Raw genomic sequence first — 25,563 nt, forward strand, 5'->3', positions numbered from 1 at the left:
TCCTAATGTTTAGATTTCAATACTGACCTTTTAAAATTCTGTTTGGAATTTGTTACTTTTGTACTCTCAAAATTTCAACTAAAAAATTACGCATGAGTAAATACGATATTATAGTATTGGGAAGTGGTCCTGGCGGTTATGTTACCGCGATTAGAGCTTCTCAATTAGGATTTAAAACTGCTATTGTAGAAAAAGAAAGTCTTGGTGGTGTTTGTTTAAATTGGGGTTGTATCCCAACAAAGGCACTTTTAAAATCTGCTCAAGTTTTTGAATATCTAAAACATGCCGAAGATTATGGTCTAAAGGTTAAAGATGCCGAGCACGATTTTGATGCTGTTGTAAAACGCAGTCGTGGTGTCGCTGACGGTATGAGTAACGGCGTGAAATTCTTGATGAAAAAGAATAAGATTGATGTTATTGAAGGACATGGAAAGGTAAAACCAGGAAAAAAAGTTGATGTAGACGGTAAGGAATACACCGCGGACCATATCATTATAGCTACTGGAGCACGTTCTCGCGAATTACCAAGTTTACCACAAGACGGTAAAAAAGTCATTGGCTACAGAAAGGCAATGACCTTAGAAAAGCAACCAGAAAAAATGATTGTTGTTGGTTCGGGAGCTATTGGTGTTGAGTTTGCTTATTTCTATAATTCGATGGGAACTGAAGTGACTATCGTTGAGTATATGCCAAAGATTGTTCCTGTGGAAGATGACGAAGTGTCCAAGCAATTAGAGCGTAGCTTTAAAAAATCTGGTATAAAAATCATGACTTCTTCTGAGGTGACTTCAGTAGATACTTCGGGTAAAGGTGTAAAAGCGACCGTAAAGACCAAAAAAGGGGAAGAAGTTCTTGAAGCGGATATTGTTCTATCTGCGGTAGGGATAAAATCCAATATAGAAAATATTGGATTGGAAGACGTTGGAATTGCAGTTGATAGAGATAAAATCTTAGTCAATGATTATTATCAAACCAATATACCAGGTTACTATGCTATTGGAGATGTTACTCCTGGTCAGGCATTGGCTCATGTTGCATCTGCTGAGGGAATTTTATGTGTCGAAAAAATCGCAGGACATCATGTAGAGGCTTTAGATTATGGTAATATTCCTGGATGTACTTATTGTTCACCAGAAGTTGCTAGTGTAGGTCTCACTGAAGCCCAAGCCAAAGAGCAAGGTTACGATATTAAGGTTGGCAAATTCCCGTTTTCAGCTTCAGGTAAAGCTAGTGCTGGTGGAAATAAAGAGGGTTTTGTAAAAGTTATCTTCGATGCCAAGTATGGTGAGTGGTTGGGTTGTCATATGATTGGCGCAGGTGTTACCGATATGATCGCTGAAGCTGTATTGGGACGTAAGCTTGAAACTACGGGCCATGAGGTACTAAAAGCAGTACATCCGCACCCAACAATGAGTGAAGCGGTTATGGAAGCTGTTGCAGATGCTTATGATGAAGTAATTCATTTATAGAAAAAACTATTGCAAATATATAATCCGTGAGAGTTAAAACTTTCACGGATTTTTTTATATATCAATTTTATAATCTATAACCTAAACCCAGAAAAAGTACATTGGGAGATAGCTCCTCAAAACCAATAGTATATTTCATATGCATACTCAGGGCTGATGAAAAATCATAATCCAGACTTAAATCTGCCCTGACTTTAAACTTATTTACAAAAAAATCAAAGAAATAATTAAGACTTGGTCCTACCAGAATATGAACCGTATTGTATATATCATATTTTAAATAAATAGGTGCATTTAAAAACCGAAAATCACCTATGCCTTTGTAAAGCAATTCGGGCTGAATATGGAATCCGTTATCAACTGGAAAATCCACAAAAAAACCACCATAATAGCCAATTTCGGTATCTGGGTTGGTGCCAAAATCACCTTCTGTAACCTTAAAGAAGGTAAAGTTCAAACCGCCTTTAACTCCAAATTCTGTTTGGGCACTTACAATAGAACCGACTATAAAAATGAAAATAAAAAAAATCTTCTTCATACTAATTCATAAGGCTTTCTATGGCCAGATCGTAACTCTTAAGTCCAAAACCAATAACAATACCTTTGGCATTTGGTGATATATAAGATTGGTGCCTAAATTCCTCCCTCGAAAACGTATTAGAAATGTGCACTTCCACAACAGGTGTTTCAATTGCTTTTACCGCATCACCAATACCAACAGATGTGTGCGTATAAGCTGCCGCATTTAAAATAATACCATCATAGCTAAAGCCTACTTCTTGTAACTTGTCTATAAGCTCGCCTTCAATATTAGATTGGTAATATTCTATTTGTGTATTGCTATATTTAGACTTTAAGCCATTGAGATAGTCTTCAAACGTTTCAGAGCCATAAATCTCTGGTTCGCGCTTGCCCAATAAGTTAAGATTAGGGCCATTAATGATGATGAGCTGCTTCATATAGTAAAGATATTAAAATAAGTGTACAAAAAAACCGAAGCGACTTGCTTCGGTTTGATATAATTTTGAATACTTTACTAGAAATTGTAAATGACACCAAAGTTAATATTAGACAAATCTAGGTTGATTCTAAATGTGTTTTGGGCCTCAGCTCCGTCAGTATCTTCCTTTGAGCTTGTATATGACAAAGCGCCTACAGATGCTCTTAATGCAATACAATCAGATACAAAATAATTCACTCCAGGAGCAGCTGAAATTACAAAAGTATTAACCGTGTTTTCCTCTCCTCCATTCGGTTCAAATTTAGAACTACTATAAGCAAGACCTGCCCCTACAACAAAGGAAAACTGTTTTGCTGGTGTAAAGAAATAATTAGCGCCCAATGCACCACCAAATGTAGATGTCTTATCCTCACCAAAATTCTCTGAGGAACCAAAAATGAGCCCGGCTTCTAAAGAAATGTTTTCAGTTATAAAGAAACCAACTTCAGGTGAGAACACAAATTGATTAGAATCTAAATTATCAAAGCTTGTAGTAGCAAATGAAATAGAACCACTAGCATAGATATCACCTTTTTCAAAACCACCTGTTGTAGCGTTATCATCCTGAGCAAGGACGTTTGTAAGTCCAAAAACTGCTATAGCAGACATAAGTAAAAATTTTCTCATTGTTTAAATTTATTTAGAATTAATTTGGACGGCAAATGTAAGTTTAGAGCTACTATTTTGCCGCTTTGTTATGTTAATCTTTTGTGTATTTCATCGATATTTAAACAAACAAAAAAGAGAGGCAAAAACGGCCTCTCTTAAATACAAAAATCTATATTAAGTCTTAGTCAATTCCGAACTCAATACCGGCACTAATGATATCCCAAGATCCACCATCTACACTAACGCCTCTATAAGCAGCTACGATATCTATAGCTTCAGAGACACTATACTGTGCGCGCGGTGAATAATAGAAGCCACCATCGGCATCATCGCCAATTCCGATAGCATAACCCAAATCAGCACCTAATGTAAAATCTGGCGCAACTTCGAATCTACCTGAAGCCGCCACTGGAATGAACTGAACATCGTCTTCATTAAATGTTTCGCCTAAAATAGTAACTTCATCACCAAATGAATGCGAGTAACCTGTAGTAACACCTGCGTCGAATTCATCTGAGATTTCGAATAAATACCCTAAATCTACGGCAATAGCAAAAGTTGCAAGATCACCAGCATCTCCAATAGGAAGACCACCGCTAATCCCAGCCTTAAACTGTCCTTGTGCACTGACAGTTGCAAAAGCGAATACTGCAAAAGCAGCCAAAATTAATTTTTTCATAATGTTTAAAGTTTTAAAATTGATTAATATAAACTAAAGGTTTTTTTTCAAAAAAATAAAGTTTGCAGGCACAGTTATCAACAATTTTGTAAACAAAAAAATACAAATACTTGATTATTAATTATTTATGTTTTTTGTTATTAACAATTAATTACTAAAATACGATGAATTGCGTAGTTGTTTTAATACATTTGGAATCATCACATCTCATATATGAATTGGTCTCAAGCCATAGCAGATTATCAGCATTATTTAAGGATTGAACGTGGATTATCTAAAAATTCCATAGAGAATTACTGTTATGATATAAAGAAGCTAATTAGCTATCTTGATGACAATAGGATCGGTAGTTCCCCTATTAATGTTAACCATGAGACTATTAAACAGTTCATTTATTCAATTTCAAAAACCATAAAGCCAAGGTCACAGGGGCGATTAATTTCTGGACTTAGGAATTTCTTTGACTATCTCATTTTTGAGAATTATCGTGAATCTAATCCTATGGATTTAATTGAATCCCCTAAAATTGGCAGAAAACTCCCGGATACCTTATCTGTCAGTGATATTGATTTATTAATAGGTACAATAGACCTAAGCTATCAATATAATGGTATTAACCTTGGAGAACGCAATAGAGCTATTATAGAAACCTTGTATAGTTGTGGTCTACGAGTTAGTGAACTGATTGAGCTAAAACTATCCGATTTGTTTTTTGATGAGGGTTTTATAAAGGTCACAGGAAAGGGCAATAAGCAACGGGTTGTACCTGTTAGTAAGACCACTCAAAGGTTTATAGAGATTTGGAAAGACATAAGACGTCACATTAACGTTGAGCCTAACTCAAAGGATATTTTATTTTTAAACTATAAGGGTAAAAAACTAACACGAGCCATGATCTTTACCATTATAAAGAATCTTGTTGAAAAATCCGGTTTAGAAAAGACGGTGTCGCCTCACACATTTAGACATTCGTTTGCTACACATTTATTAGAAAATGGTGCGGATTTAAGAGCCATTCAAATGATGCTAGGTCACGAAAGTATCACCACTACCGAAGTTTATATGCATGTTGACAGATCTTATCTCAGTGATGTGCTCAATAAATTCCATCCCAGAAAATAAAAAGGGCATTTTAAAAATAAAACACCCCTTTTACATTACTTGAGTTAGTTATCTTTATTTAGCAATATTCACTGCTCTTGTTTCTCTTATGACAGTAACTTTTACTTGCCCTGGATAGGTCATATCTGTCTGAATTTTTTGCGAGATCTCAAAAGAGAGGCTAGCCGCCTTATCATCTGAAACTTTTTCACTTTCTACGATAACACGTAGCTCTCTACCTGCTTGTATTGCATAAGCTTTCTTTACACCATTAAAACCAAAGGCAACATCCTCTAGATCCTTAAGACGTTGTATGTAAGAATCTAAAACTTGACGTCTTGCTCCTGGTCTGGCACCAGATATGGCATCGCAAACTTGTATAATAGGTGATAATAGTGTTGTCATTTCTATTTCATCGTGGTGCGCTCCAATAGCATTGCAGACTTCTGATTTCTCACCATACTTTTCTGCCCACTGCATTCCGAGAATAGCGTGCGGCGTTTCTACATCGGTTTCAGAGGATGGTACTTTACCGATATCGTGCAGTAAACCGGCACGTTTTGCCAATTTTGGATTTAATCCTAGCTCTGCTGCCATAACACCACAAAGCTTGGCTACCTCTCTAGAATGTTGCAGAAGATTTTGCCCGTAAGACGAACGATATTTCATTCGGCCTACCATTTTAATCAATTCCGGATGTAAGCCATGGATTCCAAGATCGATTACCGTACGCTTACCAACTTCTATAATTTCCTGTTCGATTTGCTTAGTTGTCTTTTTCACAACTTCCTCGATACGTGCGGGGTGTATTCTTCCGTCAGTCACCAATCGGTGAAGAGATAAACGTGCTATTTCACGTCTCACAGAATCAAAACAAGATAAAATAATGGCTTCGGGTGTATCATCAACAATAATCTCTACGCCTGTTGCGGCTTCAATAGCTCTAATGTTTCTCCCCTCTCTACCAATAATTCTACCTTTAACATCATCTGACTCTATATTAAAAACAGATACACAATTGTCTATGGCTTCTTCGGTACCAATACGTTGTATCGTATTTATAATGATTTTCTTTGCCTCTTGCTGTGCCGTTAATTTAGCTTCTTCGAGTCGCTCTTGCACAAAAGCCATCGCATCAGTTTTTGCCTCTTCCTTAAGTGACTCTACAAGTTGCTCTTTGGCTTCCTCAGCAGATAACTGAGATATGACTTCTAATTGTTTTATTTGACTTTTATGTGCTTTCTCTACCTCGTCTTTTTTCTTTTCCAAGAATTCTAGCCTAAAGTCATAGTGTTTTATTTTATCGTCTAGGGATTGATTTGATTTCTTTGCTTTGGATAGTTCATTGGAAATTTGAGATTCTTTGTCTCTAATGCGCTTTTCGGCTTCAGCCATTTTCTTGTCTCGCGACAAAATTACCTTTTCGTGCTCGGCCTTAAGTTCTATGAACTTTTCCTTAGCCTGAAGAATTTTATCCTTTTTTAATGCTTCGGCATCTATTTTTGCCTGCTTTAATATAGATTTTGATTCACTTTCTGCGTTGGCGATTAATTTAGATGCTTTCCCTTTCTCAAGGGACTTCGCAATAAAATAGCCTAGTATTAATCCTAATACCAATCCGCCAACAATATATAAAATTGTGTTAGTATCCATTTTAGTTAATTAGTTTAGTATATAAAAAAAGCCTACATCAGTTTTGGATTCTGTATAAACTCCTTAAAAACAAGTTTAGGGCTAACAAACTGATCAAGGATCCACTCGAGATACTGATTTACTGAAACAAATTCAGTATGAACAGCACTAATGGCTTGCTTTTACAATTTCAACTCACCCTTTTTAAAGAATTAACGTTGAGTTTATCAAAAAAATATAACTAATGTAGGCAGTAACCTTTTTGTATTTTAAAGAACTTACGAGTTAAATATGTTCATTTAAAAGATCATTCAAAGCCTCTAACTTTTGCTGAACTTCTTCATTTACATATTCTTTATCTATCGACTTTTGCTCTACCTGAGCCGCAAACTGAAGGGCACACATGGCCAATACATCTTGCTTATCTCTTACAGAGTAATTTTGCTCAAATTGTCCAATCATGGCCTCAATCTTCTTTGTTGCCTTTCGCAAACCTTCTTCTTGTTTTGGGTTAATTGTCAATGGATAGACCCTATTGGCAATTGAAAGTTTAATTTTTAACTGATCTGACATTTAGCCTAATTTACAACTTTATTCCGAGAGTTGGCCAATACAATGGTCTATATCTCTTATAAGTGCATTTATTTTGAGCTTAGTTTCTCGCTTATTTTCGTCACTACCGAGCATTGAATTTGCAATTTTGAGCGTTTCGTATTTATCAGCCCAAGAAGCGATTTCTTCTTGTTGCTCTAAAATTTTTTTCTGTTGTTGTTCTAACTGTTCAGAGAGCTTGGCATTAGTTTGCTTTAAGACCTCTTGTTTGTGCAAAACCTTGCTAATTTTATTCTCTAGAGCATCAACAATGTCTTCAATTTTACTCATTAAAGTAATTCAATACTATCGAAACAAAGTTAACATACCAAATGAAAAAACACAATTCTTTTACAATTATTTTTAGTTGACATAACATTGAGAGAATTAAAACGTTCAGAAAAATAATACAGATTTTAGGTTTGCAAATTTTAATCAAATTGATATTTTAGCTGTTTCAGCATCCGATATGAAAAAAATCCTGATTCTACTGCTACTACTTACATGTTCCGTACATGGACAATCAGAATATCCGCAAGATTACTTTAAAAATCCCTTGGATATCACTCTGGTACTATCTGGTACATTTGGTGAATTACGTTCCTCGCATTTTCATGCTGGTATCGACTTTAAAACGCAACAAAGACAAGGGCTTAAAGTATATGCATCGGCAGAAGGTTATGTGAGTAGAATAAAAATATCGCATTATGGCTATGGAAAAGCCCTTTACATTACCCATCCAAATGGATACACAACTGTCTACGGACACCTTCAAAAATTCTCTGATCGATTAGAAAAATATATCAAAGAATGTCAATACGAAAAGGAAAATTTTGAAGTAGAGGTTTTTCCCAGTTCTGATGAATTGAAGGTGGCATCCAATGAGGTTATTGCTTACTCAGGAAATACAGGAAGCTCTGGTGGACCGCATTTGCATTTCGAAATTAGGGATAATCAAGAACGCCCCATTAATCCAATGCTTTTCGGTATTAGCGCCAAAGATTCTAAACCACCTTTTGTGTCTGCAGTATATGCCTATCCTAAAGATGATGATGCCGTAATTAATGGGAAGAACAAAAGGATCCCGCTACGATTGATTCCTCAAAAAAACGGAAGTTATGACGTTGAAAATGTTACGGCTTATGGCAATATTGGTTTTGGAATTACCTCTTACGACAAACAGGACTTGGCTCCCAATAATAATGGTGTAAGTAATATTCAAACATTTTTCAACGGCAATAAAAGCTTGGAAATAGATTTTAAAAGATTCAGTTTTGATGAAACCAAACATATTAAACGACTAATCGATTATGCCTATTTTAAGGAAAAGAAGTCTAGAATTCAAAAACTATTCATTCAAAAAAATAATCCTTTAAGCCTATACAAAGATGCTTATGATAATGGTTATGTAAGAATAGAAGATAGCACATCGTCTGTGTACAAAGTTAGAATACGTGACTACGAGGGTAATGAGACTTGGGTAAATATACCTATTACAGGAAAATACGAAAAACTTAAAAAGGATATCGAAGACCATTCAGACAAAACTATCATCTACAATAATCAATCTACAGAACTTAAGTCTGGAAACATAGCAGTTAATTTTTATGAAAATACAGCTTATGAAGATGTTTTAATAGATTTTAAAGCCAATAGTGATACGCTATATCTTCATACCGATACAATTCCACTTCAAAAGAATTTTTATATCAATTACGATTTAAGCAATTACAAAGCCGAACATCTAGAAAAGGTGTTTATTGCAAAACTATATGGCTATCGTAAAAGACCCAGCTACATTAACACAAAACGCAAAGGAAATACCCTAAGTGCAGGAAGCAAAACCTTTGGCACATATACACTTGCAATGGACTCTGTTGCCCCAACGATAAAACCCGTTAATTTTCAGAACAAAAAATGGTTGAGTAAATACCGATATCTGAAAGTGAAAATCGATGATGACCTTTCTGGAATTAGCAAATATAGAGCAACAGTAAATGGAAAATGGATATTAATGGAGTATGATTATAAAACTAATATGCTGGTACACGATTTTAACGACAACATCGTTATAGATACTAAGAACGATTTAAAGATAATTGTTACCGATAATGTTGGAAATAGTTCTACATTTGAAGCAACATTTTTTAGGAAATAAAACTAAACTATTTGAAACGCATATATTTTATTGTTCTGCTTGGCTTACTTTTTTGTGGGCTTTCCTTCTCACAGTCTGCTATAATAAGAGGTGTTATTTTGGACGAATCCAATAATCCAATTGAAGATGTAAACATAAGAACCAATAGCGGTGAAGGGACTGCTAGTAATGAAAATGGGTTTTATGAATTAAGAATACCCTCTGATACAGAAGTTACAATAGAATTCACTCACCTTGGGCATAAACGCATTGTACAAAAGTTTAAATTAAAAAATGGACAGGAGTTAGAATACAATCCTGTAATGAAAGTTGAAGCAGAACAGATTGCAGAAGTTGTAATTTCTACAAATACCAGACAAAGCGAAGAAGGCGTTGTTACAATTTCCCCAAGAACTCTAAGAACAATCAAAGGTGCCCAACCAGGTATAGAAAATATCTTAAAAACCTTACCAGGTGTAAACATCTCAAACGAATTGAGTACGCAATATTCCGTACGTGGTGGAAATTTTGATGAAAATTTAGTGTATGTCAACGAAATTGAAGTTTATAGACCTTTTTTAATACGATCTGGAAATCAAGAAGGTTTGAGTTTTGTGAATACGGATCTAGTGCAAAATGTAAATTTCTCAGCTGGTGGCTTTCAGGCAAAATACGGCGATAAATTATCATCCGTATTAGACATTACCTACAGAAACCCTGTTAGCTTTGGGATTAGAACTGACCTCAGTCTGTTGGGTGGAAGTATTGCCGCCGAAACCGTTTCAAAGGATGGAAAATTCTCTGGAATAGCAGGAGTGCGCTACAGGGACAATAGCTTAATATTAAACAATCTAGAAACCGAAGGTAATGTAGAGCCGGTCTTTGCAGATGCACAAACATATTTGACGTATCGTTTTTCAGATAAATTCCATTTGAATTTTCTCGGTAACATTTCTCTGAATCAGTATAACTTTCAACCCGAAAACCGGCAAACTAATTTTGGAACGCTTCAAGACCCAGTGGCACTATTGGTGTTTTATGAGGGTAATGAAGAAGACGAATATGCGACTTATTTTGGAGCAATGAAGGCCAACTATTTTGTAAACAATGATCTTACCCTGAAGCTTATAGGTTCTGCATATCACACAACAGAACAAGAGTACTTCGATATTTTTGCCCAATACCGCTTAGGTGAAGTTAATACTAATATTGGTGATGAGAATTTAGGTGAAGTAGAATTTAGTGAAGGTATAGGTTCCCAACTACTACATGCCAGGAATGATCTAGATGCTTTTATCGTTAACATTGAACATCGAGGGGATTATAAAATTGATAAAGAGTCGACCGTAGAATGGTCGGTAAAATATACACATGAAGATATTAGAGATCGCCTAGTGGAGTACGAAGTCATTGACTCTGCTGGTTTCAACATTCGTCCTCCTAATTTTAGTCTTCCTAATGAGCAACCTTACGAGCCGTTTTCGGGACCATTAACTGCTTTTGAAGATATTAGAAACACTAACTATGTGAAAATAGATCGACTTCAAGCCTTTGCACAATATAGTAAGCGAACCGAATGGGGAAACAGTGAAGTGTTTTATAATGCAGGTATTAGAATTCATAATTGGACGGTAAATGTAGACGAAACCGAAACCGATATTTTAAATGATGATGGTGTGACATCTGCTACACAAACGGTATTTAGTCCTAGAGCTCAATTTGCCATTAAACCAGATTGGGACAAAGATATGCTCTTCAGGATAGCAGGTGGTCTATATTATCAGCCACCATTTTACAGGGAATTACGCGATTCTTCTGGAGTAGTACAGCCCGACGTAAAGGCACAGAAATCATTTCATGTGGTCATTGGTAACGAATACAGTTTCAAAATATGGGACCGCCCTTTTAAATTGGTCACCGAAGCATATTACAAAGGATTAACCGATGTTAACCCTTATACCGTTGAGAATGTTAGGATTAGATACAGAGCTAGAAATAATGCCGAAGCTTATGCCTATGGTTTAGACATGCGTTTAAATGGCGAGTTTGTGCCTGGAACAGAATCTTGGTTTAGTTTTGGATACCTTAAGACCGAAGAGAATATTGATAATCGCGGCTATATTTCTAGACCCACAGATCAACGCTTAAAGTTTGGTGCTCTATTTCAAGATTATGTCCCGAATATGCCAGATTTAAAGATGTATCTTAACTTGGTTTACAATACTGGAGTGCCTGGTGGATCGCCAAGTTATGCCGATCCTTACGATTTTCAGATACGTTTGCGCGATTATAGACGTGCGGATTTAGGAATTTCCCTAGAACTTGTAAATCCTACAAAAACCTATAATTCGAAATGGAAAAGGGCATTTAAAGAACTAGCTATTGGTTTTGAAATCTATAATATGTTCAATAATCAAAATACCATAACCAATACTTGGGTCAGGGATGTGTATACGCAGCGCCAGTTTGCCATTCCAAACTTTTTAACTCCTAGAGTGTTTAATGTAAGGTTGTCTGCTAGATTTTGACATTTTCTAGGTGATTATATCATAAATTAGGGTAATTTTTTGGCGAAACAACTTAAATCCTCGTTGTACTACAATCCAAAAAGCAATAAAATTTATAAATTTGTAACCGTCTAATTTACTTTAGGTTACCCTACTAAGCTACAGTTGTTAATTTTTTAAAGCATGAAATATTCCCTCATCGCATGCCTATTGCTATGTTTTGGTATAGCATCTGCTCAACTAAGTGTACAAAATGATGCCTTTGTTTTTGTAAACGATCAAGTTTTATTTGTTAATGATGATGTTAATCTTGATGATGCCAACTCTTCATTATATTTAAGAAACGAAGCTCAATTATTACAAGGAACTGGTACAACCGGAAATTCTGGAGTTGGCCGATTAAGCATTTATCAAACCGGCACTGTTAATCAATGGAGTTACAATTACTGGTGTTCTCCAGTAGGTAACAACTCTGCACTTAATGGCAACGAAGATGCTAGAGTAGCATTATTAAACGACGCAACGGGTCTTACAACCTCAGTCCCAGCATTATTTACAGGTGGTTTTAACGGAATTGCAACTCCTTTAACAATATCTGATCGTTGGTTGTGGACTTTCCAAACATCAACTTCCTATTCAGACTGGGTATATGTAGGGTCTACTGGCGCCATAAATCCAGGACTAGGATTTACTATGAAAGGAAATGGAACTGGAATCACTGGAAGTCAATTGTATGACTTTAGAGGTAAGCCAAACAATGGCACAATTTCCAATCCTGTATCTGCCGGAGATTTTACTCTGGTAGGAAATCCATACCCCAGCGCCATGGATTCAGCTGCTTTCATCCACGATTCGGATAATGCAAATGCTATTGAAGATACTCTATTCTACTGGGAACAAGATGGAACTATTGCGTCACATACACTTGTAGATTATGTAGGTGGTTATTCAGAATTCACTATAAATCCAGCAGGAACTGTTATTACTACAGCACCTGCAGTATTTTTTACTTATGATGAGCAAGACAATGTTCTTCCTTTGCCACCACCAGGTGCTAATGGAACAAAATTGGCAAGACGTTACATTCCTATTGGACAAGGTTTTATGGTACAGGGAATTGCAGGAACTACGGGTACAGTTAGAGCAAAAAATTCGCATCGTGTTTACGAAAAAGAAGGTACTGACAGCTTCTTTTTCAGAAATTCTAATCCTGGTTTAGATTATCAAGAAAATGGCCTTACACTTGTACCAGATGACTATAAGCGTTTTAGGGTCAACGTTGATTTTACCGTTGGCGAAAGTCAATATACGAGACAAGTAGTTCTTAATTTTCATGATTCGGCAACTTTCGATCACGATAGAGGATTAGAGTTAATGCGCTCTGATAATTATGCTTCGGATGCTTATTTTACTTTAAATGATAAATCTTATTCAGGACAAGCTTATCCATTTAGTGAAACATTAACCATACCATTGATTGTAGATATCGAAGAACAGCAACCCTTGCGCTTTAGAATATTCGATGTCCAGAATTTTGATGATTCCCAAGGTATTTATATCCATGATATTGAAAATGAGCTCTATATAGACTTAAGACACCAAGATTACGATCTAAATATAGAACCAGGTCATTACACAGATCGCTTCGAAATTGTATTTGTAGCTGGAGAGACTTTAAGCATTGACAATTTTGATATCAGTAACTTGAGTATTATTCAAAATAATGATATTCAACTTTTAAATGTCATTAATCCAAATGGCACAGATGTAAGATCTATTGAAGTATTTGATGTTGCAGGAAAGCTTATGATTAATAAGGCGTATAGCTCAGTATTAAATCAGTACGAGCTTTCTACTGCTAAACTTAGTGATGGCGTTTATATTGTTAATGTCACTTCGGATGCCAATACGGTAAAATCAAAAAAGATAATTGTTAAGCATTAACAAAATCATTTAGTACATCTACCACATAATCTATATCTTCTCTAGAAGTAAAAATGCTAAAGGAGAAGCGCACAGATGGTTGTCTTAACTTATCCTCACTTAGTATAGCAGATAGCACATGGGATTGCTGACTGCTTCCACTTTGGCAAGCACTTCCCTTAGAACATGCTATACCTTTAAGATCGAGCTGAAACTGCAACATTGGTGCTTTTTCGGGTGCAATAGGTAAACACACATTTACTAAAGTATAGGTACTGTTTTCCATATCTTCGCATACGCCATTAAAACTAACACCTGGTATGCTTTCCTTCAATTTTTCAATAAAGTAAGCCTTAATATCGGTGATGTACTTTCGCTCTTTATCTAAATTTTCATAAGCCGTTTTTAAAGCTTCGTCCATTCCTACAATATTATGGATAGCTTCCGTCCCTGCTCTATAACCTCGCTCCTGCTCACCACCAAAGATTAAAGGCTTAAGTCCTGACTCTTTTCTAACATAACAAAAACCAACGCCTTTTGGCCCATGGAACTTGTGGGCACTAGCTGCAAAAAAATCTAGTTGAATCAGTTGTAGGTCCAAATCAAAATGTCCTACAGACTGTACGCAATCTGAATGAAACAATGCACCATGATTTTTACATAGCTCAGCTACACGGTGAATATCCAAAATATTTCCAATCTCATTATTGACGTGCATTAGACTAACAATAGGTTGTTTTGCACCTTTTAGCAAGACTTCTAAATGACTGTAATCAATCGATCCGCAATCGTCCAAATCAACAAAGCTTAAGGCAATGCCATATTCTTTCTGCAACTGTTCTGAGGTATGCAAAACGGCATGGTGTTCAATTGTAGATGTAATAATCTCAGTACATCCTAAATCTCTTACAGCACTTCGCAATGCCAGATTATCAGCTTCAGTACCTCCTGAAGTGAACACAATCTCTGAAGCAGAAGCATTGAAATAATTGGCAATATTTTTTCGGCATTGTTCTAAAAGTGCTTTAGACGAACGTCCAAAGCTATGCGTTGATGATGCATTACCAAAATTATGCTTTAAAACTTCGGTCATTCGCTCAATAACCTGCTCGCGAACCGCAGTGGTAGCTGCATTGTCTAAATAAACTTGCTTCATGCTGCAAAAATATCGCAAATAAAATTATTTAGACAATGCTGCGTTATAATTTTACAAATCCATTATTTTTGCTCAAAATGTAAGCTTATGACGCGTTGGTTCTATACAATCCTATTTTTACTTTTATTAATCTCTTGCGATGACGGTGACATTATAACTGTTGAACTAGAATTTGACATGGATCTAGAGCGATGCGAAAATGACATTGACTCTTATTTAATATATGACCTAAGAGAAGATCCTAATGAATCGTTATCGCTTATCATACCTAGAACTACTGACAATGAGTTGTTATTTACTGAACCGACACCTTCAAATATGCCTACAACATTGACCATAAATGGCACAACCGTAAGATTTATTTACCGAACCTATAACAGAGCCGTCGTTAGTTCAGGAGCAAACCAAGAGCTATGCGATGTGGTACCTCCTGCTGATTTAACAATTCTTCAGGATTTTGAAGCTACTACTGGATCAGTAGATGTAACGGTTACTATTGAAGATGACGATAATGATGGCATTTCCAGTGAAGATGAAGGTCGTGGTGAAATGGACGAAAATGGTAATTATCCTAATGCTCTAAATACTGATGGTGATGCATTTCCAGATTATTTAGACGAGGACGATGACAATGATAATGTAAAAACCATAGATGAGATTGACACTAGTAATGCTGATGGTGATGGCAACCCTGCTACCAATCCATTAGACACAGATAATGATGGAACACCTGATTATTTAGATACGGATGATGATGGAGATGGTGTAGCAACTATTGAAGAAGATGCAGATGGCGATTTCAACCCAAGAAATGACCTCAACACAAATTCTGAGGGAGAACTAGTAGCACATTACCTTAACGATTTAGAGACTACAAACTATGGTTCTCCTGGGTTAACCGATAACAATATCTATACAAGGACAGTAAATACAAGTTTTCTAGTAAGAGACATAAATTTAGAAATCTTTACAGCAACAGAAGTCAACTTTGGAACACTAATTACGTCTTTTGAATTATCAACAATTGATTAAGGTTGAATATTCTGTAAGATTCTAACCTCTGTTGCCCCGATGCCATAGGTTTTGTAATCTGCATCATAGAACTGTACATTATTATATCTACCAAGTAAAGTTTCTAGCTCTTGCCTCAGTACCCCCTCTCCTACGCCATGGATAAAGACCATTTTTGGAATTCGTTTTCTTATAGCAAATTCTAACTGTTGCCTTGCCGTGTCTAACTGTAAGTTAAGCATATCAAAATTAGTCATGCCCTTAGTAGAATCGGTTAAATGATGAATGTGTAAATCCACCTCAAACTTTGGCACATGACGTTCTTTCGGTTTTACTGCAATAGAGGGGTTTCTCCGTGTTACTTCCTTCTCTTTTTTTACTAATTCGATATCTTCATCATAAATTACACTATCTAAATTATTTTTAGAGGATGTAACCATCAACTCACTTTTATCAAACTGAAACTCAAACCCATCAGTAGTCTCAAGGATGATGGATTCTTCTAAAACCCTTATCACTACACCACTTACATTATCATCTATAGTTTCTACTAAATCACCTACTTTAATCTTCATCTAACTCTTCATTTTTAACAAATGTTTCTTCCTCTTGCTTATCATATTTGCTCGGAATATTTCTCGACGTCCTATAAATACCAAACATTAACAGTACTATTCCGCCTATTAACAAATAGGTATTTTGCTGCGCTTCTGCTTGTGCATATATGGCAATCATTCCACCTGCAACAATACAAATAAAATTTATGGTTCTAGAAATACTCATGGAATTGATTTTTTATACAAAAATAAGATTTAGAACAATTATCAATGCTTCGTATTTAACAAATCCGTAATTTAGCGTTATGTATTTCTTAATTAAAGGGCTAGAAGAGTATATGATGCCATGCTTAAACAAGAAGCTATTTGGCTTTGAATGTATGGGTTGTGGATTGCAGCGTTCTATAGCCTTATTGCTTAGAGGACAAATTGTTGAGTCCTTTATGATGTACCCTGGTCTTTATACATTAATCGCCTTATTTGGGTTTATTGGTATCAATACCTTTAAGAGCTTTAAAAGCGGCAATAAAATAATTACTATCTTGGCTATACTGAATGTGATTGTTATCGTAGGCAGTTATTTTCTCAAACTTTATCTTAAATAAATTTATTATGGAACAACAAAAATTACCTAATGCTACCACATCGATTGTACTCGGAAGTATTTCTTTTATATGCTGCTGTTTTAGTGCTGGTATTGGTGGGCTTATTTTATCTGGTATTGCATATTTTCTTGCAAAAAAAGATGAAAAACTCTATGCAGAACAACCTGATTTATACAGCAACTTTAGTCAAGTTAAAACTGCAAAAATCATTGCCATAATTGGTCTTGTATTGGCTATAATAGCTTTAGGTATGTCTATATATTCCATTGTGGCAGCTGGTGGCTGGGAAGGTTATATGGAACAGCAACGAGAAATTTACAAACAAATGGGTATTGAGATTTAATATCTATTTAATAACCTAATAAAAAAAAGCGATTCTACATGTAGAATCGCTTTTCATTTCTATAAATCTAAAATCCTAAACTTCAAATTCCTTTAAAGTTTTAATTATGATAGATACACATTCTAACAATTGATCTTCAGTCATCACCAAAGGAGGCGCAAAGCGAATAATATTGCCATGAGTTGGTTTTGCCAACAAACCATTGTCCCTTAGCTTTAGACAAATGTTCCATGCGGTATCACTATCCTCATCATCATTAATGACAATAGCATTTAATAATCCTCTACCTCTTACCGAGCTAACAATAGTACTATTGTTAATGTATTTATTCATTTCAGCTCTAAAGACTTTGCCCAAATAATCGGCGTTCTCTGCTAATTCTTCATCCTTTACAACTTCTAATGCGGCTATGGCTACTGCTGCGGCAACAGGATTTCCACCAAAGGTACTACCGTGATTCCCTGGCTGTATAACATTCATAATCTCATTACTGGCCATAACTGCCGATACTGGATACAGCCCACCACTTAAAGCTTTTCCCAAAACCAAAATGTCTGGTTTAACATCTGGCGTGCCTGAACAATCCTTATTGGGGCATGTACAGTTTCCGCAGGTTGCCAAAAGTCTACCTGTACGTGCTATACCTGTCTGCACCTCATCAGCTATAAACAGCACGTTGTACTTTTCACAAAGTGCTTTTGCCTCAATTAAATAGTTTTCACTTGGTACATAGACCCCTGCTTCACCTTGAATGGGCTCTACCATGAAACCTGCAATATTAGGATTACTGCTCAATACGGCTTCTAATTCTTGCAAATTATCAAATTCAACCTTTATAAATCCATCGGTATATGGTCCAAAGTGTTTTCGGGCAACGGGATCGTTAGAAAACGAAATAATTGTTGTTGTTCTGCCATGAAAATTGTTTTTGCAAACAATAATCTCGGCCTTATTAAGATCAATTCCTTTAACTTCATAAGCCCATTTTCTACAAAGCTTTAAAGCAGTTTCTACGGCTTCTGCCCCAGAATTCATCGGTAACATCTTATCGAACTTAAAATATTCTGTGGCATACTTCTCATAGCGTCCAAGCATGTCGTTATAAAATGCCCTAGATGTTAAGGTTAATCGCTGCGCCTGTTGGGTCAAAGCGTTTACAATTTTAGGGTGGCAATGCCCTTGGTTTAAAGATGAGTAAGCGGATAGGAAATCGTAATATTTTTTACCCTCTACATCCCAAACAAAAACTCCTTCACCTTTACTCAATACTACTGGCAAGGGATGGTAATTTTGTGCTCCATATTTGTTTTCTAGTGCCATCGCTTCTTGCGATGAAATGTGGTCTAAAACAGCCATTTTAATAAAATTTTAATAATGAATAAAATAACCATTCCTGCTCTACCTTTATTCCTTCAAGGACTTTGCGTACCATTTTTTGAAGTTATGGTGAAGCCCTGAAAAAGCAGCGTGGGAGAGAAATCATCCCTAGATATTGGCAAATTACTAAATATTCCTCTCTCTTAAAAACTTACTCAGAAATTTTTCCAGACAGCGACGAGACTTGTAGCTCTAAACGCTTAATTTCCCTAATGATGGCTTTCTTATCCATTTGCATCCAAGAAAATAACTTAAGCATACTTGAGGCCATCAAAGCCAAAGTCCCAAAAACTCCCCATTTAATCAGGTCATTTGTGGCTTCAACTTCAAAAAATTGAATGGCGCAATAAATGAACAATCCAAAGAAAATGAGCTGTACAATCGACATCACATAAACGACCCAACTATTCTTTCCCTTAAATATACCGAAGACCATTTGCCAAAGGTTTTGTTCATCTAACTCGTCATAGAATTTAGCTTCTTCTTCTGTTAACGTCTCTTTAATTAATTTGTCGATGTCTTCCATATTAGTTTTCATAATTACTGTTTTTTAAAATTGTTTTTATTTTTTCTCTTGCGTGGAACAGTCTAGATTTGGCTGTTCCAATTGATATTTCAAGCAAATCACTTATCTGTTTTAGACTGTAGGATTGTAAGTAGAAAAGCCTAATGACCGTACTTTGGTTTTTTGGTAACTCATCTACCGTTTTTAAGAGCAGTTGTTTAAGTTGTTCTTTTTCTGAATTATTACCACTAACACTTTTAATTTCTACTTCATGGTTAATGGTATTATTTCTATTTTTTGCTTGTAATCGTAACCAATCCGTAGATTTATTACATACAATCCTAAAGGCCCAATATTTGAACCGTTTAGGATCCTTGAGCTTATCTATCTTGTCAATTATAGTTGTCCAGCTATCCTGGGCAATGTCCTTAGCAGCATCTTTATCATTAACCATCCAATAGGCCTTATTACAGAATTGTTTGTGCCAACGCTTCACTAAAGCTGCCAATGCTTTTTTATCACCAGCCTTAAAGGCTTCAACTAAAACTTCATCTATATGTTCGTCTGTTTTCAATCAAAGGTGAATTATCCGTGTATTAATATTTACGACTCTTATATTATAAAGACGAAAAAGAATTAAAAAGGTTCAATTTTATTTCAAACTACTTAAAGATAGTTGAAAATGCCATTATTTTTTTCTTTAGGATGAAGCTTTGACTTAAGTAGAATACAAAAATTCATGTACTTTTGCACTCAAATTTTAAGCAACAGTGCCAAAACGAGAGCGCAATAAATTTGTAAAACGAGGACAAGTCATCGATATCCTAATCGAAGATTATGCCTTTGGCGGAAAAGGCATTGGACGTATTAGAAACGAACTTGGTGAGTTTGTTGTTTTTGTACCCAATACACTTCCTGGTCAATTGGTTAAGGCTCAGGTAAAAAAATCGAGTAAAACATATGCAGAATGTAAATTATTGGATGTGTTAAAACCATCAGATGACGAAATCGAAATGCCTTACCAAGATATTCCTGGTGCACCATACATTAAGCTTCCTGTCAGAATACAACACACCTATAAAAAAGATAGCACATTAGAGCTTTTTAAACGTATAGGAAAAGTAACAGACATTGAAACTAAGTTTGATGAATTTGTGAGTTCGCCAAATACATTTCATTATCGCAATAAAATGGAATACGGATTTTCCGCTATTGGCTATAATAAAGATCTGAAAAAGGATGTGGATGAGTTTACGCTTGGTTTTAAAAGACGAGGTCTATGGTGGTGTGGTGAAAATCTAGATAAGGATTCGGGGTTATTTGATTCAGAATTAGAAAACAATCTTAAAACGATTAGAGGCTATTGTGAGGATACAGGTTTAGCAGCATGGCATGCGCCAAGAAAAGAAGGCTTTTTCCGTTATTTTGTTGTTCGTAAGTCATACAAAACCAATCAGCTTTTATTCAATTTAGTGACCACCTCCTATGACTTGTCAAAATTTAGTTTAGATAAGTTTGCAAACTTATTAGTAAAACTTTTCGGAAATCGAGTAGCTGGTGTATTGCACACTATTAATGATGAAATTGGTGATAGAACCATTGCAACAACCGGAAGTATTAGTCTAGTTTATGGTGAGGATAAGATTATAGAAGAACTTCTTGGGCTAAACTTTGAGATTAGCATGAAGAGTTTTTTTCAAACCAATCCAAAATGTGCAGAAAAGCTATATAGTAAAGTAGTGGATTACGCTCTGGAAGATAAAAATGCTGTGGATAATTCTGTGGTATTAGATCTGTTTTGTGGTACAGGTACCATCGGACAAATAATAGCTAGCAAAGCTCATAATGCTAAAATCATAGGCGTAGACATTGTTGCTTCTGCCATTGAAGATGCAAAAGAAAATGCAAAACGAAACAATATTGAAGGCTTAGAGTTCTATACTGCTGATGTTGGTAGATTCTTAAATCAGCATCCAGAATACATCAATAAAATACGAACGCTTATTTTAGACCCGGCACGTGCTGGCATTGCTCCCAAAACGCTAAAAAAAATAATAAACCTCAATGCGAAACGTTTGGTTTATGTATCTTGTAACCCTGCCACACAAGCAAGAGATACAGAGCAATTAATACTTGCTGGTTATCAAATAAAAAAGTTAAGTTTAGTGGATCAGTTTCCCCATACAGCTCATATTGAGACTGTTGTTTTGTTTGAGAGAAAGTAATTCTGTTAATTTGCTGATTTGTTTATTCGAATATGAAAATATACTCATTTGAAAAGCTCGATGTTTGGCAAGAATCGATTACTCTAGTTAAAGCCATCTATAGCTTAACCGAATCATTCCTAAATGAAGAAAAGTTTGGATTAATTAGTCAACTAAGGAGAGATTCAATATCTATATCTTCCAATTTAGCAGAAAGAACTTCGAGAAAAACACAAAAAGATAAAGCTCATTTCTCTACTATTTCTTTTAGTTCTGCAATGGAGGTCTTAAATCAATTAATAATTAGTAAAGATTTAGGCTTTATATCTAAGAATGATTATATATTAGCCAGAAATAAAATTGAAAAAATAACTAATATGCTTAATGCGTTAAGAAGTTACCAACTCAACAAATAAACGCATCAGCCTTTTATGCATACATCAAATAAAATAATAACTATAGCGGTTTTGGCCTTATTCCTTGCAATCGGAATGATATTACAAAGTTGCGAACGCGACGATATTTGTGCCGAAACTACACCTACTACACCACGTCTTTTGATTGAGTTCTATGATGTTAATGATACGGATGAGTTAAAAAGTGTTGCAAGATTAACGGCATATGGTGAAGGTTTGGTTACTGACGAAGCAGGTATGCCAACTGAACCAACAGAGAATAATATCGACGGTACTATTATATTTAATTCTAATGCCAATGTTATTGAGCTACCCTTATTAATTGGAAATGAAAACGAGATTACAACATCGCGATTCATTTTAGAAAAGGACACCAATTTACGCTTAGATGAAGATGATACTACCGTTTCTAACGTAGATATTATTGAGGTGTCTTATTCATCCGAGTTTGTTTATGTTTCAAGAGCTTGTGGCTATAAAAGTATCTTCAACAACTTAGACATAAATTTTGAAGCCAGCGATGGCAGTACTTGGATAAGCAATATAGAAACAGTCGTTACAATTGTAGAAAATGAAAACACAGCACATGTACGTATCTTACATTAAAAGCACTATCATATTGCTGTTGCTTTCTACAACAATGGCTTTATCGCAAGAGGAGAATAATACTGTAAGAGATACCCTTATTTACAAACAAAAGTATGGTTTAAGATTAGGTGCAGACATGAGCAAGTTAGCTCGTACTTTTATAGATGATAATTATACTGGTTTTGAGATTATGGGCGATTATCGCCTAACAAAACGGATTTATTTAGCTGGTGAAATTGGCAATGAGGAATTTACTACAGACAACGAAGTACTCAACAATACGACATCGGGAAGCTATATTAAAGGTGGTGTTGACTTAAACTTCTATAGAAACTGGTTAGATATGGAGAATATGATCTATATAGGTTTTAGAGGTGGTGCAAGCACATTTAGTCAGACCTTAAATAGTTATAATATTTACAATGTAAACAACCAGTATTGGAATCAACAATTCACTGTTGAGGAAGGTACAGAATTTGACGGTCTAACAGCCTTTTGGGTAGAGATAATTGTTGGTCTGAAAGCAGAATTGTTCAACAACTTCTTCGCCGGTATTAATGCCCAACTAAAAGGTTTAATAACAGAAACTGCACCTGATGGTTACGAAAATCTTTACATCCCTGGCTTCAACCGCACCTACGATAGCGGCCGTTTTGGTGTGGGGTTTGGGTTTAATTTATCGTACTTAATTCCTATCTTCAAAAAAGACAAAGTCGTCGTTCAAGAGAAGGAAGCTGAATAAATGAGGCTTTAAATGATGCCTTTCTTTTTTATGGTCTTCATAAAATTGTCTTTCATGCGCTTACTTATGACGAGCTTATGGTCTTCAATTTTAATTTGGTTCCCATTTATTTCCTTAATATGATTTAAATTAATTATATGAGATCTATGAATGCGTATAAAGTCATCGCTAGGCAAAAGCGTTTCCATAAATGATGTCGTTTGTAACGCCAGAATAATATCTTCATTGGTATAAATCCTAACATATTCGCCGTAACTTTCCGTAAATAATATATCATCAAAATTAACTTTTACCATTTTACGATTCGTTTTAATGAAGACGTACTGGCTTTGGTTATCTAGAGATTCCTTACTTTTAGTACTAAATTCAATCAATTCCTTTGCTTTGTCTATAGCCTGATAAAATCGCTGAAAAGAGAAAGGCTTTACCAAATAATCTACCACATCGAGATCATAACTCTCCAAAGCATATTCTGAATAAGCGGTAGTGAAAATGGTAACAAGCTTATCCTTAAGCATTTTTTGAAGGTCGATACCAGTTAGATCATCCATTTGAATATCGCTCAATAAAATATCCACGTGTCCAGCATCTATAATGGACTTTGCTTCAAGTACGTTACTGGCTTTACCAATAACTTTTAGTGTTTCAATTTTATTACAATACGACTCTAAAAGTGTTCTTGCAGGCTCTTCATCATCTAATATTAATACATTTAGTAATTCCATTTAGTAATTATAACTATTTATCGTTTACGCATTAAAGGGATTTCTAACTGTAAATAGTAAACATTGTTCTCAATATTTTCCTTCATTATATAATCATTTTCATACAATAGTTTTAATCGCTTTTTAATATTTTCCAAACCCATACCACTATAGTTTAATAGTGTACTATTAGATTTTTTCTTTATTGTATTTGATATAGAAAATACTAAATCATGCTTTTTTACTACTGATGCATCAATCTTTATGAAGCCACCTTTGTTACTCAAAGTATCTGAATGCTTACAAGCATTTTCTACCAAGTTGATCAAAATCAATGGAGCCACTAAATGATACCCTCTATTATTTTGATAGTGGAATATAACATTATTTTGAGCTGACATTTTCATGCGATGAATTTCTAATAAGTTCTCTATAGCTTCAATTTCTTTATTTAGTTCTACAGTATCACTGTTACAGTCATAAACCATAAAGCGCAAAATACCAGAGAGTTTTTCTAACATAGGCGCTGTTTTTTCATTACCAGTTTGTGCGTAAGAATAGATATTGTTTAGTGTATTGAACAAGAAATGAGGGTTGATCTGAGAACGCAAAAAATTGAGTTCGGCTTTTAATTTTTCTACCTTTAATTCATCCTCTTTCTCACGTTGTAGATACCAATTATGTACAAAATAGAACATACTCGATATAATAATAAAAAGTAATAGCTGAAGAACATTATATACAATAGAATCCCAATAACTATGAGTAATAGGATAATCAAATGGTAAATTATTATCCAGAAAAGCAAAGGTAAAACCAACAATAAACACTGTTACTATGGTCGAAAACAAATATTTAAAGTAGTTCTTATTGACTAGTATTGGCAATAGTTTAAAATAGTGAAAATACACAATGGCGGCCATTGCTATCGTATCACTTAAACCAAATACAAAAGCAGGCCAAAACCCTACAGTGCCGATGTCATATACAATTGTTGAACTCAAATAGATCAGCCATATGGTCATCTGAACTATAATACTATATTTTCTGAAGCTTTTAATCGCCAAATCTTTCAACAAAATTTTGATAACAAGTTTATATATTTTTAGTCAGCTTGTACAAGAAATCTCATAAATGATAGCAACAATCCGATGAGCGTAACCGTTTGTTCTATAAATAGTAGCTAAAAACTGGGAGCAGGCGTTCATAAAAAACTATCCACCACTTATAGAACTAAAATAACCGCTTATTGAATTTTGTAGTTTTTTGGGAGCCATAATTATACCTTCGAATAAAATTATGATATAAAACACAATTCGTTATCTCATGGAGAATCGACTCAAATGGGAAATTAAAGCTAATTTGTTTAAAAACTAAGGCTTATGACTAGAAAAGAATTTATAAAGGTGTGTGGATTGTTAGGTATTTCATTACCTCTACAATCCGTAATGTCCTCATGTAGCAGTTCTAATACCAATTCCAGTAATAATAATTCACCTGAATCGGTGATTATTATTGGGGCAGGACCTGCTGGTATGGCTGCTGGTTATTTGCTCGCTCAGCAAGGCATCAATTTCCAAATCATTGAGGCCAACCCAACTTTTGGTGGACGCATAAAGCATAATACTTTATTTTCGGATTTTCCTATTTCCATGGGTGGTGAATGGATTCATGTTTCTAGTTCAATTTTACCTGAAATTGTTAATG

General features: G+C 35.2%; 28 protein-coding genes and 1 other RNA gene. 13 read left to right on the forward strand and 16 right to left on the reverse strand.

Annotation, left to right across the window (positions count from 1 at the left end):
- The first annotated feature begins 92 nt into the window (after positions 1 to 92).
- Positions 93 to 1,469, forward strand: a complete 1,377-nt coding sequence (gene lpdA / locus Q0972_RS07120) for a dihydrolipoyl dehydrogenase (RefSeq protein WP_299364217.1) — start codon at positions 93 to 95, stop codon at positions 1,467 to 1,469.
- A 67-nt stretch (positions 1,470 to 1,536) separates the two neighbouring features.
- On the opposite strand, the gene Q0972_RS07125 is transcribed toward lpdA, so the two are convergent.
- The 4 genes from Q0972_RS07125 to Q0972_RS07140 all read right to left on the reverse strand — a co-directional run bounded on the left by Q0972_RS07125 (position 1,537) and on the right by Q0972_RS07140 (position 3,757).
- Positions 1,537 to 2,007 (reverse strand): outer membrane beta-barrel protein, encoded by a 471-nt coding sequence (locus Q0972_RS07125; protein ID WP_299364219.1) that lies wholly within the window; start codon positions 2,005 to 2,007, stop codon positions 1,537 to 1,539.
- A gap of 1 nt (position 2,008) precedes the next feature.
- The gene (gene aroQ / locus Q0972_RS07130) at positions 2,009 to 2,428 is read right to left on the reverse strand and encodes a type II 3-dehydroquinate dehydratase (RefSeq protein WP_299364220.1); all 420 of its coding nucleotides are present in this window, start codon (positions 2,426 to 2,428) and stop codon (positions 2,009 to 2,011) included.
- A gap of 77 nt (positions 2,429 to 2,505) precedes the next feature.
- Positions 2,506 to 3,096 carry an outer membrane beta-barrel protein gene (locus Q0972_RS07135; RefSeq protein WP_299364221.1) on the reverse strand — a complete coding sequence of 197 codons (591 nt, stop codon included), beginning with the start codon at positions 3,094 to 3,096 and terminating at the stop codon, positions 2,506 to 2,508.
- A 163-nt stretch (positions 3,097 to 3,259) separates the two neighbouring features.
- On the reverse strand, positions 3,260 to 3,757 hold the full coding sequence (locus Q0972_RS07140) for an outer membrane beta-barrel protein (protein ID WP_299364224.1): 498 nt from the start codon (positions 3,755 to 3,757) through the stop codon (positions 3,260 to 3,262).
- Between the two features lie 213 nt (positions 3,758 to 3,970).
- On the opposite strand from Q0972_RS07140, the gene Q0972_RS07145 reads away from it, so the two are divergent.
- Positions 3,971 to 4,879, forward strand: a complete 909-nt coding sequence (locus Q0972_RS07145) for a site-specific tyrosine recombinase (RefSeq protein WP_299364227.1) — start codon at positions 3,971 to 3,973, stop codon at positions 4,877 to 4,879.
- Between the two features lie 54 nt (positions 4,880 to 4,933).
- Here Q0972_RS07145 and rny read toward each other — a convergent pair whose 3' ends face one another.
- The 4 genes from rny to Q0972_RS07165 form a co-directional block, all read right to left on the reverse strand.
- On the reverse strand, positions 4,934 to 6,511 hold the full coding sequence (rny, locus tag Q0972_RS07150) for a ribonuclease Y (RefSeq protein ID WP_299364229.1): 1,578 nt from the start codon (positions 6,509 to 6,511) through the stop codon (positions 4,934 to 4,936).
- Positions 6,512 to 6,567: 56 nt separating this feature from the next.
- A non-coding RNA gene (gene ssrS / locus Q0972_RS07155) (6S RNA) lies at positions 6,568 to 6,714 on the reverse strand.
- Positions 6,715 to 6,775: 61 nt separating this feature from the next.
- A complete protein-coding gene (locus Q0972_RS07160) occupies positions 6,776 to 7,063 on the reverse strand; it encodes a cell division protein ZapA (protein ID WP_299364231.1) in 288 nt (95 codons plus the stop codon).
- A gap of 18 nt (positions 7,064 to 7,081) precedes the next feature.
- Complete coding sequence (locus tag Q0972_RS07165) at positions 7,082 to 7,372, reverse strand: hypothetical protein (protein ID WP_299364233.1); 291 nt, start codon at positions 7,370 to 7,372, stop codon at positions 7,082 to 7,084.
- A 178-nt stretch (positions 7,373 to 7,550) separates the two neighbouring features.
- Between Q0972_RS07165 and Q0972_RS07170 the strand changes: the two genes are divergently transcribed.
- The 3 genes from Q0972_RS07170 (at position 7,551) to Q0972_RS07180 (ending at position 13,669) form a co-directional block, all read left to right on the forward strand.
- Positions 7,551 to 9,239, forward strand: coding sequence for a M23 family metallopeptidase (locus Q0972_RS07170; protein ID WP_299364235.1), 1,689 nt, complete (start codon positions 7,551 to 7,553; stop codon positions 9,237 to 9,239).
- An 11-nt stretch (positions 9,240 to 9,250) separates the two neighbouring features.
- On the forward strand, positions 9,251 to 11,746 hold the full coding sequence (locus Q0972_RS07175) for a TonB-dependent receptor (protein WP_299364238.1): 2,496 nt from the start codon (positions 9,251 to 9,253) through the stop codon (positions 11,744 to 11,746).
- A gap of 162 nt (positions 11,747 to 11,908) precedes the next feature.
- Positions 11,909 to 13,669, forward strand: coding sequence for a T9SS type A sorting domain-containing protein (locus Q0972_RS07180; RefSeq protein WP_299364240.1), 1,761 nt, complete (start codon positions 11,909 to 11,911; stop codon positions 13,667 to 13,669).
- Here Q0972_RS07180 and Q0972_RS07185 read toward each other — a convergent pair.
- Complete coding sequence (locus Q0972_RS07185) at positions 13,659 to 14,804, reverse strand: cysteine desulfurase family protein (protein ID WP_299364242.1); 1,146 nt, start codon at positions 14,802 to 14,804, stop codon at positions 13,659 to 13,661. The genes Q0972_RS07180 and Q0972_RS07185 overlap by 11 nt on opposite strands.
- Before the next feature lie 87 nt (positions 14,805 to 14,891).
- Between Q0972_RS07185 and Q0972_RS07190 the strand changes: the two genes are divergently transcribed.
- Positions 14,892 to 15,836: a hypothetical protein gene (locus Q0972_RS07190; protein WP_299364244.1), complete on the forward strand. Its 945-nt coding sequence runs from the start codon at positions 14,892 to 14,894 to the stop codon at positions 15,834 to 15,836.
- Here Q0972_RS07190 and Q0972_RS07195 read toward each other — a convergent pair.
- Both Q0972_RS07195 and Q0972_RS07200 read right to left on the reverse strand, forming a co-directional pair.
- Positions 15,833 to 16,390 (reverse strand): Smr/MutS family protein, encoded by a 558-nt coding sequence (locus tag Q0972_RS07195; protein ID WP_299364247.1) that lies wholly within the window; start codon positions 16,388 to 16,390, stop codon positions 15,833 to 15,835. The two genes, Q0972_RS07190 and Q0972_RS07195, sit on opposite strands and share 4 nt — an antisense overlap.
- Entirely contained in the window at positions 16,380 to 16,598 is a 219-nt protein-coding gene (locus tag Q0972_RS07200; RefSeq protein WP_299364250.1) for a hypothetical protein, read from the reverse strand. Before Q0972_RS07200 ends, Q0972_RS07195 begins: the two co-directional genes overlap by 11 nt.
- 79 nt (positions 16,599 to 16,677) lie before the next feature.
- Here Q0972_RS07200 and Q0972_RS07205 point away from each other — a divergent pair, with 79 nt between their 5' ends.
- Positions 16,678 to 16,977, forward strand: coding sequence for a DUF2752 domain-containing protein (locus tag Q0972_RS07205; protein ID WP_299364252.1), 300 nt, complete (start codon positions 16,678 to 16,680; stop codon positions 16,975 to 16,977).
- A 7-nt stretch (positions 16,978 to 16,984) separates the two neighbouring features.
- Positions 16,985 to 17,320: a CCC motif membrane protein gene (locus tag Q0972_RS07210; protein WP_299364254.1), complete on the forward strand. Its 336-nt coding sequence runs from the start codon at positions 16,985 to 16,987 to the stop codon at positions 17,318 to 17,320.
- A 75-nt stretch (positions 17,321 to 17,395) separates the two neighbouring features.
- On the opposite strand, the gene rocD is transcribed toward Q0972_RS07210, so the two are convergent.
- From rocD to Q0972_RS07225, 3 genes are all read right to left on the reverse strand, one after another.
- A complete protein-coding gene (gene rocD / locus Q0972_RS07215; protein WP_299364256.1) occupies positions 17,396 to 18,676 on the reverse strand; it encodes an ornithine--oxo-acid transaminase in 1,281 nt (426 codons plus the stop codon).
- 172 nt (positions 18,677 to 18,848) lie between these two features.
- Positions 18,849 to 19,235: a DUF6768 family protein gene (locus Q0972_RS07220; protein ID WP_299364258.1), complete on the reverse strand. Its 387-nt coding sequence runs from the start codon at positions 19,233 to 19,235 to the stop codon at positions 18,849 to 18,851.
- Positions 19,225 to 19,776 carry a sigma-70 family RNA polymerase sigma factor gene (locus Q0972_RS07225; RefSeq protein WP_299364259.1) on the reverse strand — a complete coding sequence of 184 codons (552 nt, stop codon included), beginning with the start codon at positions 19,774 to 19,776 and terminating at the stop codon, positions 19,225 to 19,227. The genes Q0972_RS07220 and Q0972_RS07225 overlap by 11 nt, the downstream gene beginning before the upstream one ends.
- 196 nt (positions 19,777 to 19,972) lie before the next feature.
- On the opposite strand from Q0972_RS07225, the gene rlmD reads away from it, so the two are divergent.
- Genes rlmD through Q0972_RS07245 form a run of 4 tightly spaced genes read left to right on the forward strand, consistent with a single transcriptional unit; the run spans position 19,973 to position 23,152 of the window.
- Positions 19,973 to 21,427 carry a 23S rRNA (uracil(1939)-C(5))-methyltransferase RlmD gene (gene rlmD / locus Q0972_RS07230; RefSeq protein ID WP_299364261.1) on the forward strand — a complete coding sequence of 485 codons (1,455 nt, stop codon included), beginning with the start codon at positions 19,973 to 19,975 and terminating at the stop codon, positions 21,425 to 21,427.
- Positions 21,428 to 21,459: 32 nt separating this feature from the next.
- Positions 21,460 to 21,822, forward strand: a complete 363-nt coding sequence (locus tag Q0972_RS07235; RefSeq protein WP_299364264.1) for a four helix bundle protein — start codon at positions 21,460 to 21,462, stop codon at positions 21,820 to 21,822.
- Between the two features lie 15 nt (positions 21,823 to 21,837).
- Positions 21,838 to 22,428 (forward strand): DUF6452 family protein, encoded by a 591-nt coding sequence (locus Q0972_RS07240; protein ID WP_299364266.1) that lies wholly within the window; start codon positions 21,838 to 21,840, stop codon positions 22,426 to 22,428.
- Entirely contained in the window at positions 22,394 to 23,152 is a 759-nt protein-coding gene (locus tag Q0972_RS07245; RefSeq protein ID WP_299364268.1) for a DUF6048 family protein, read from the forward strand. Before Q0972_RS07240 ends, Q0972_RS07245 begins: the two co-directional genes overlap by 35 nt.
- 8 nt (positions 23,153 to 23,160) lie before the next feature.
- Here Q0972_RS07245 and Q0972_RS07250 read toward each other — a convergent pair whose 3' ends face one another.
- Both Q0972_RS07250 and Q0972_RS07255 read right to left on the reverse strand, forming a co-directional pair.
- Positions 23,161 to 23,877 (reverse strand): LytTR family DNA-binding domain-containing protein, encoded by a 717-nt coding sequence (locus Q0972_RS07250; RefSeq protein ID WP_299364270.1) that lies wholly within the window; start codon positions 23,875 to 23,877, stop codon positions 23,161 to 23,163.
- Between the two features lie 17 nt (positions 23,878 to 23,894).
- Complete coding sequence (locus tag Q0972_RS07255) at positions 23,895 to 24,923, reverse strand: sensor histidine kinase (protein ID WP_299364271.1); 1,029 nt, start codon at positions 24,921 to 24,923, stop codon at positions 23,895 to 23,897.
- 315 nt (positions 24,924 to 25,238) lie between these two features.
- On the opposite strand from Q0972_RS07255, the gene Q0972_RS07260 reads away from it, so the two are divergent.
- Positions 25,239 to 25,563, forward strand: a 325-nt coding sequence (locus Q0972_RS07260; protein WP_299364273.1) for an NAD(P)-binding protein, incomplete at its 3' end; no start/stop codon positions are given.

Source organism: Winogradskyella sp. (assembly GCF_028282165.1).
Lineage (GTDB): Bacteria > Bacteroidota > Bacteroidia > Flavobacteriales > Flavobacteriaceae > Winogradskyella.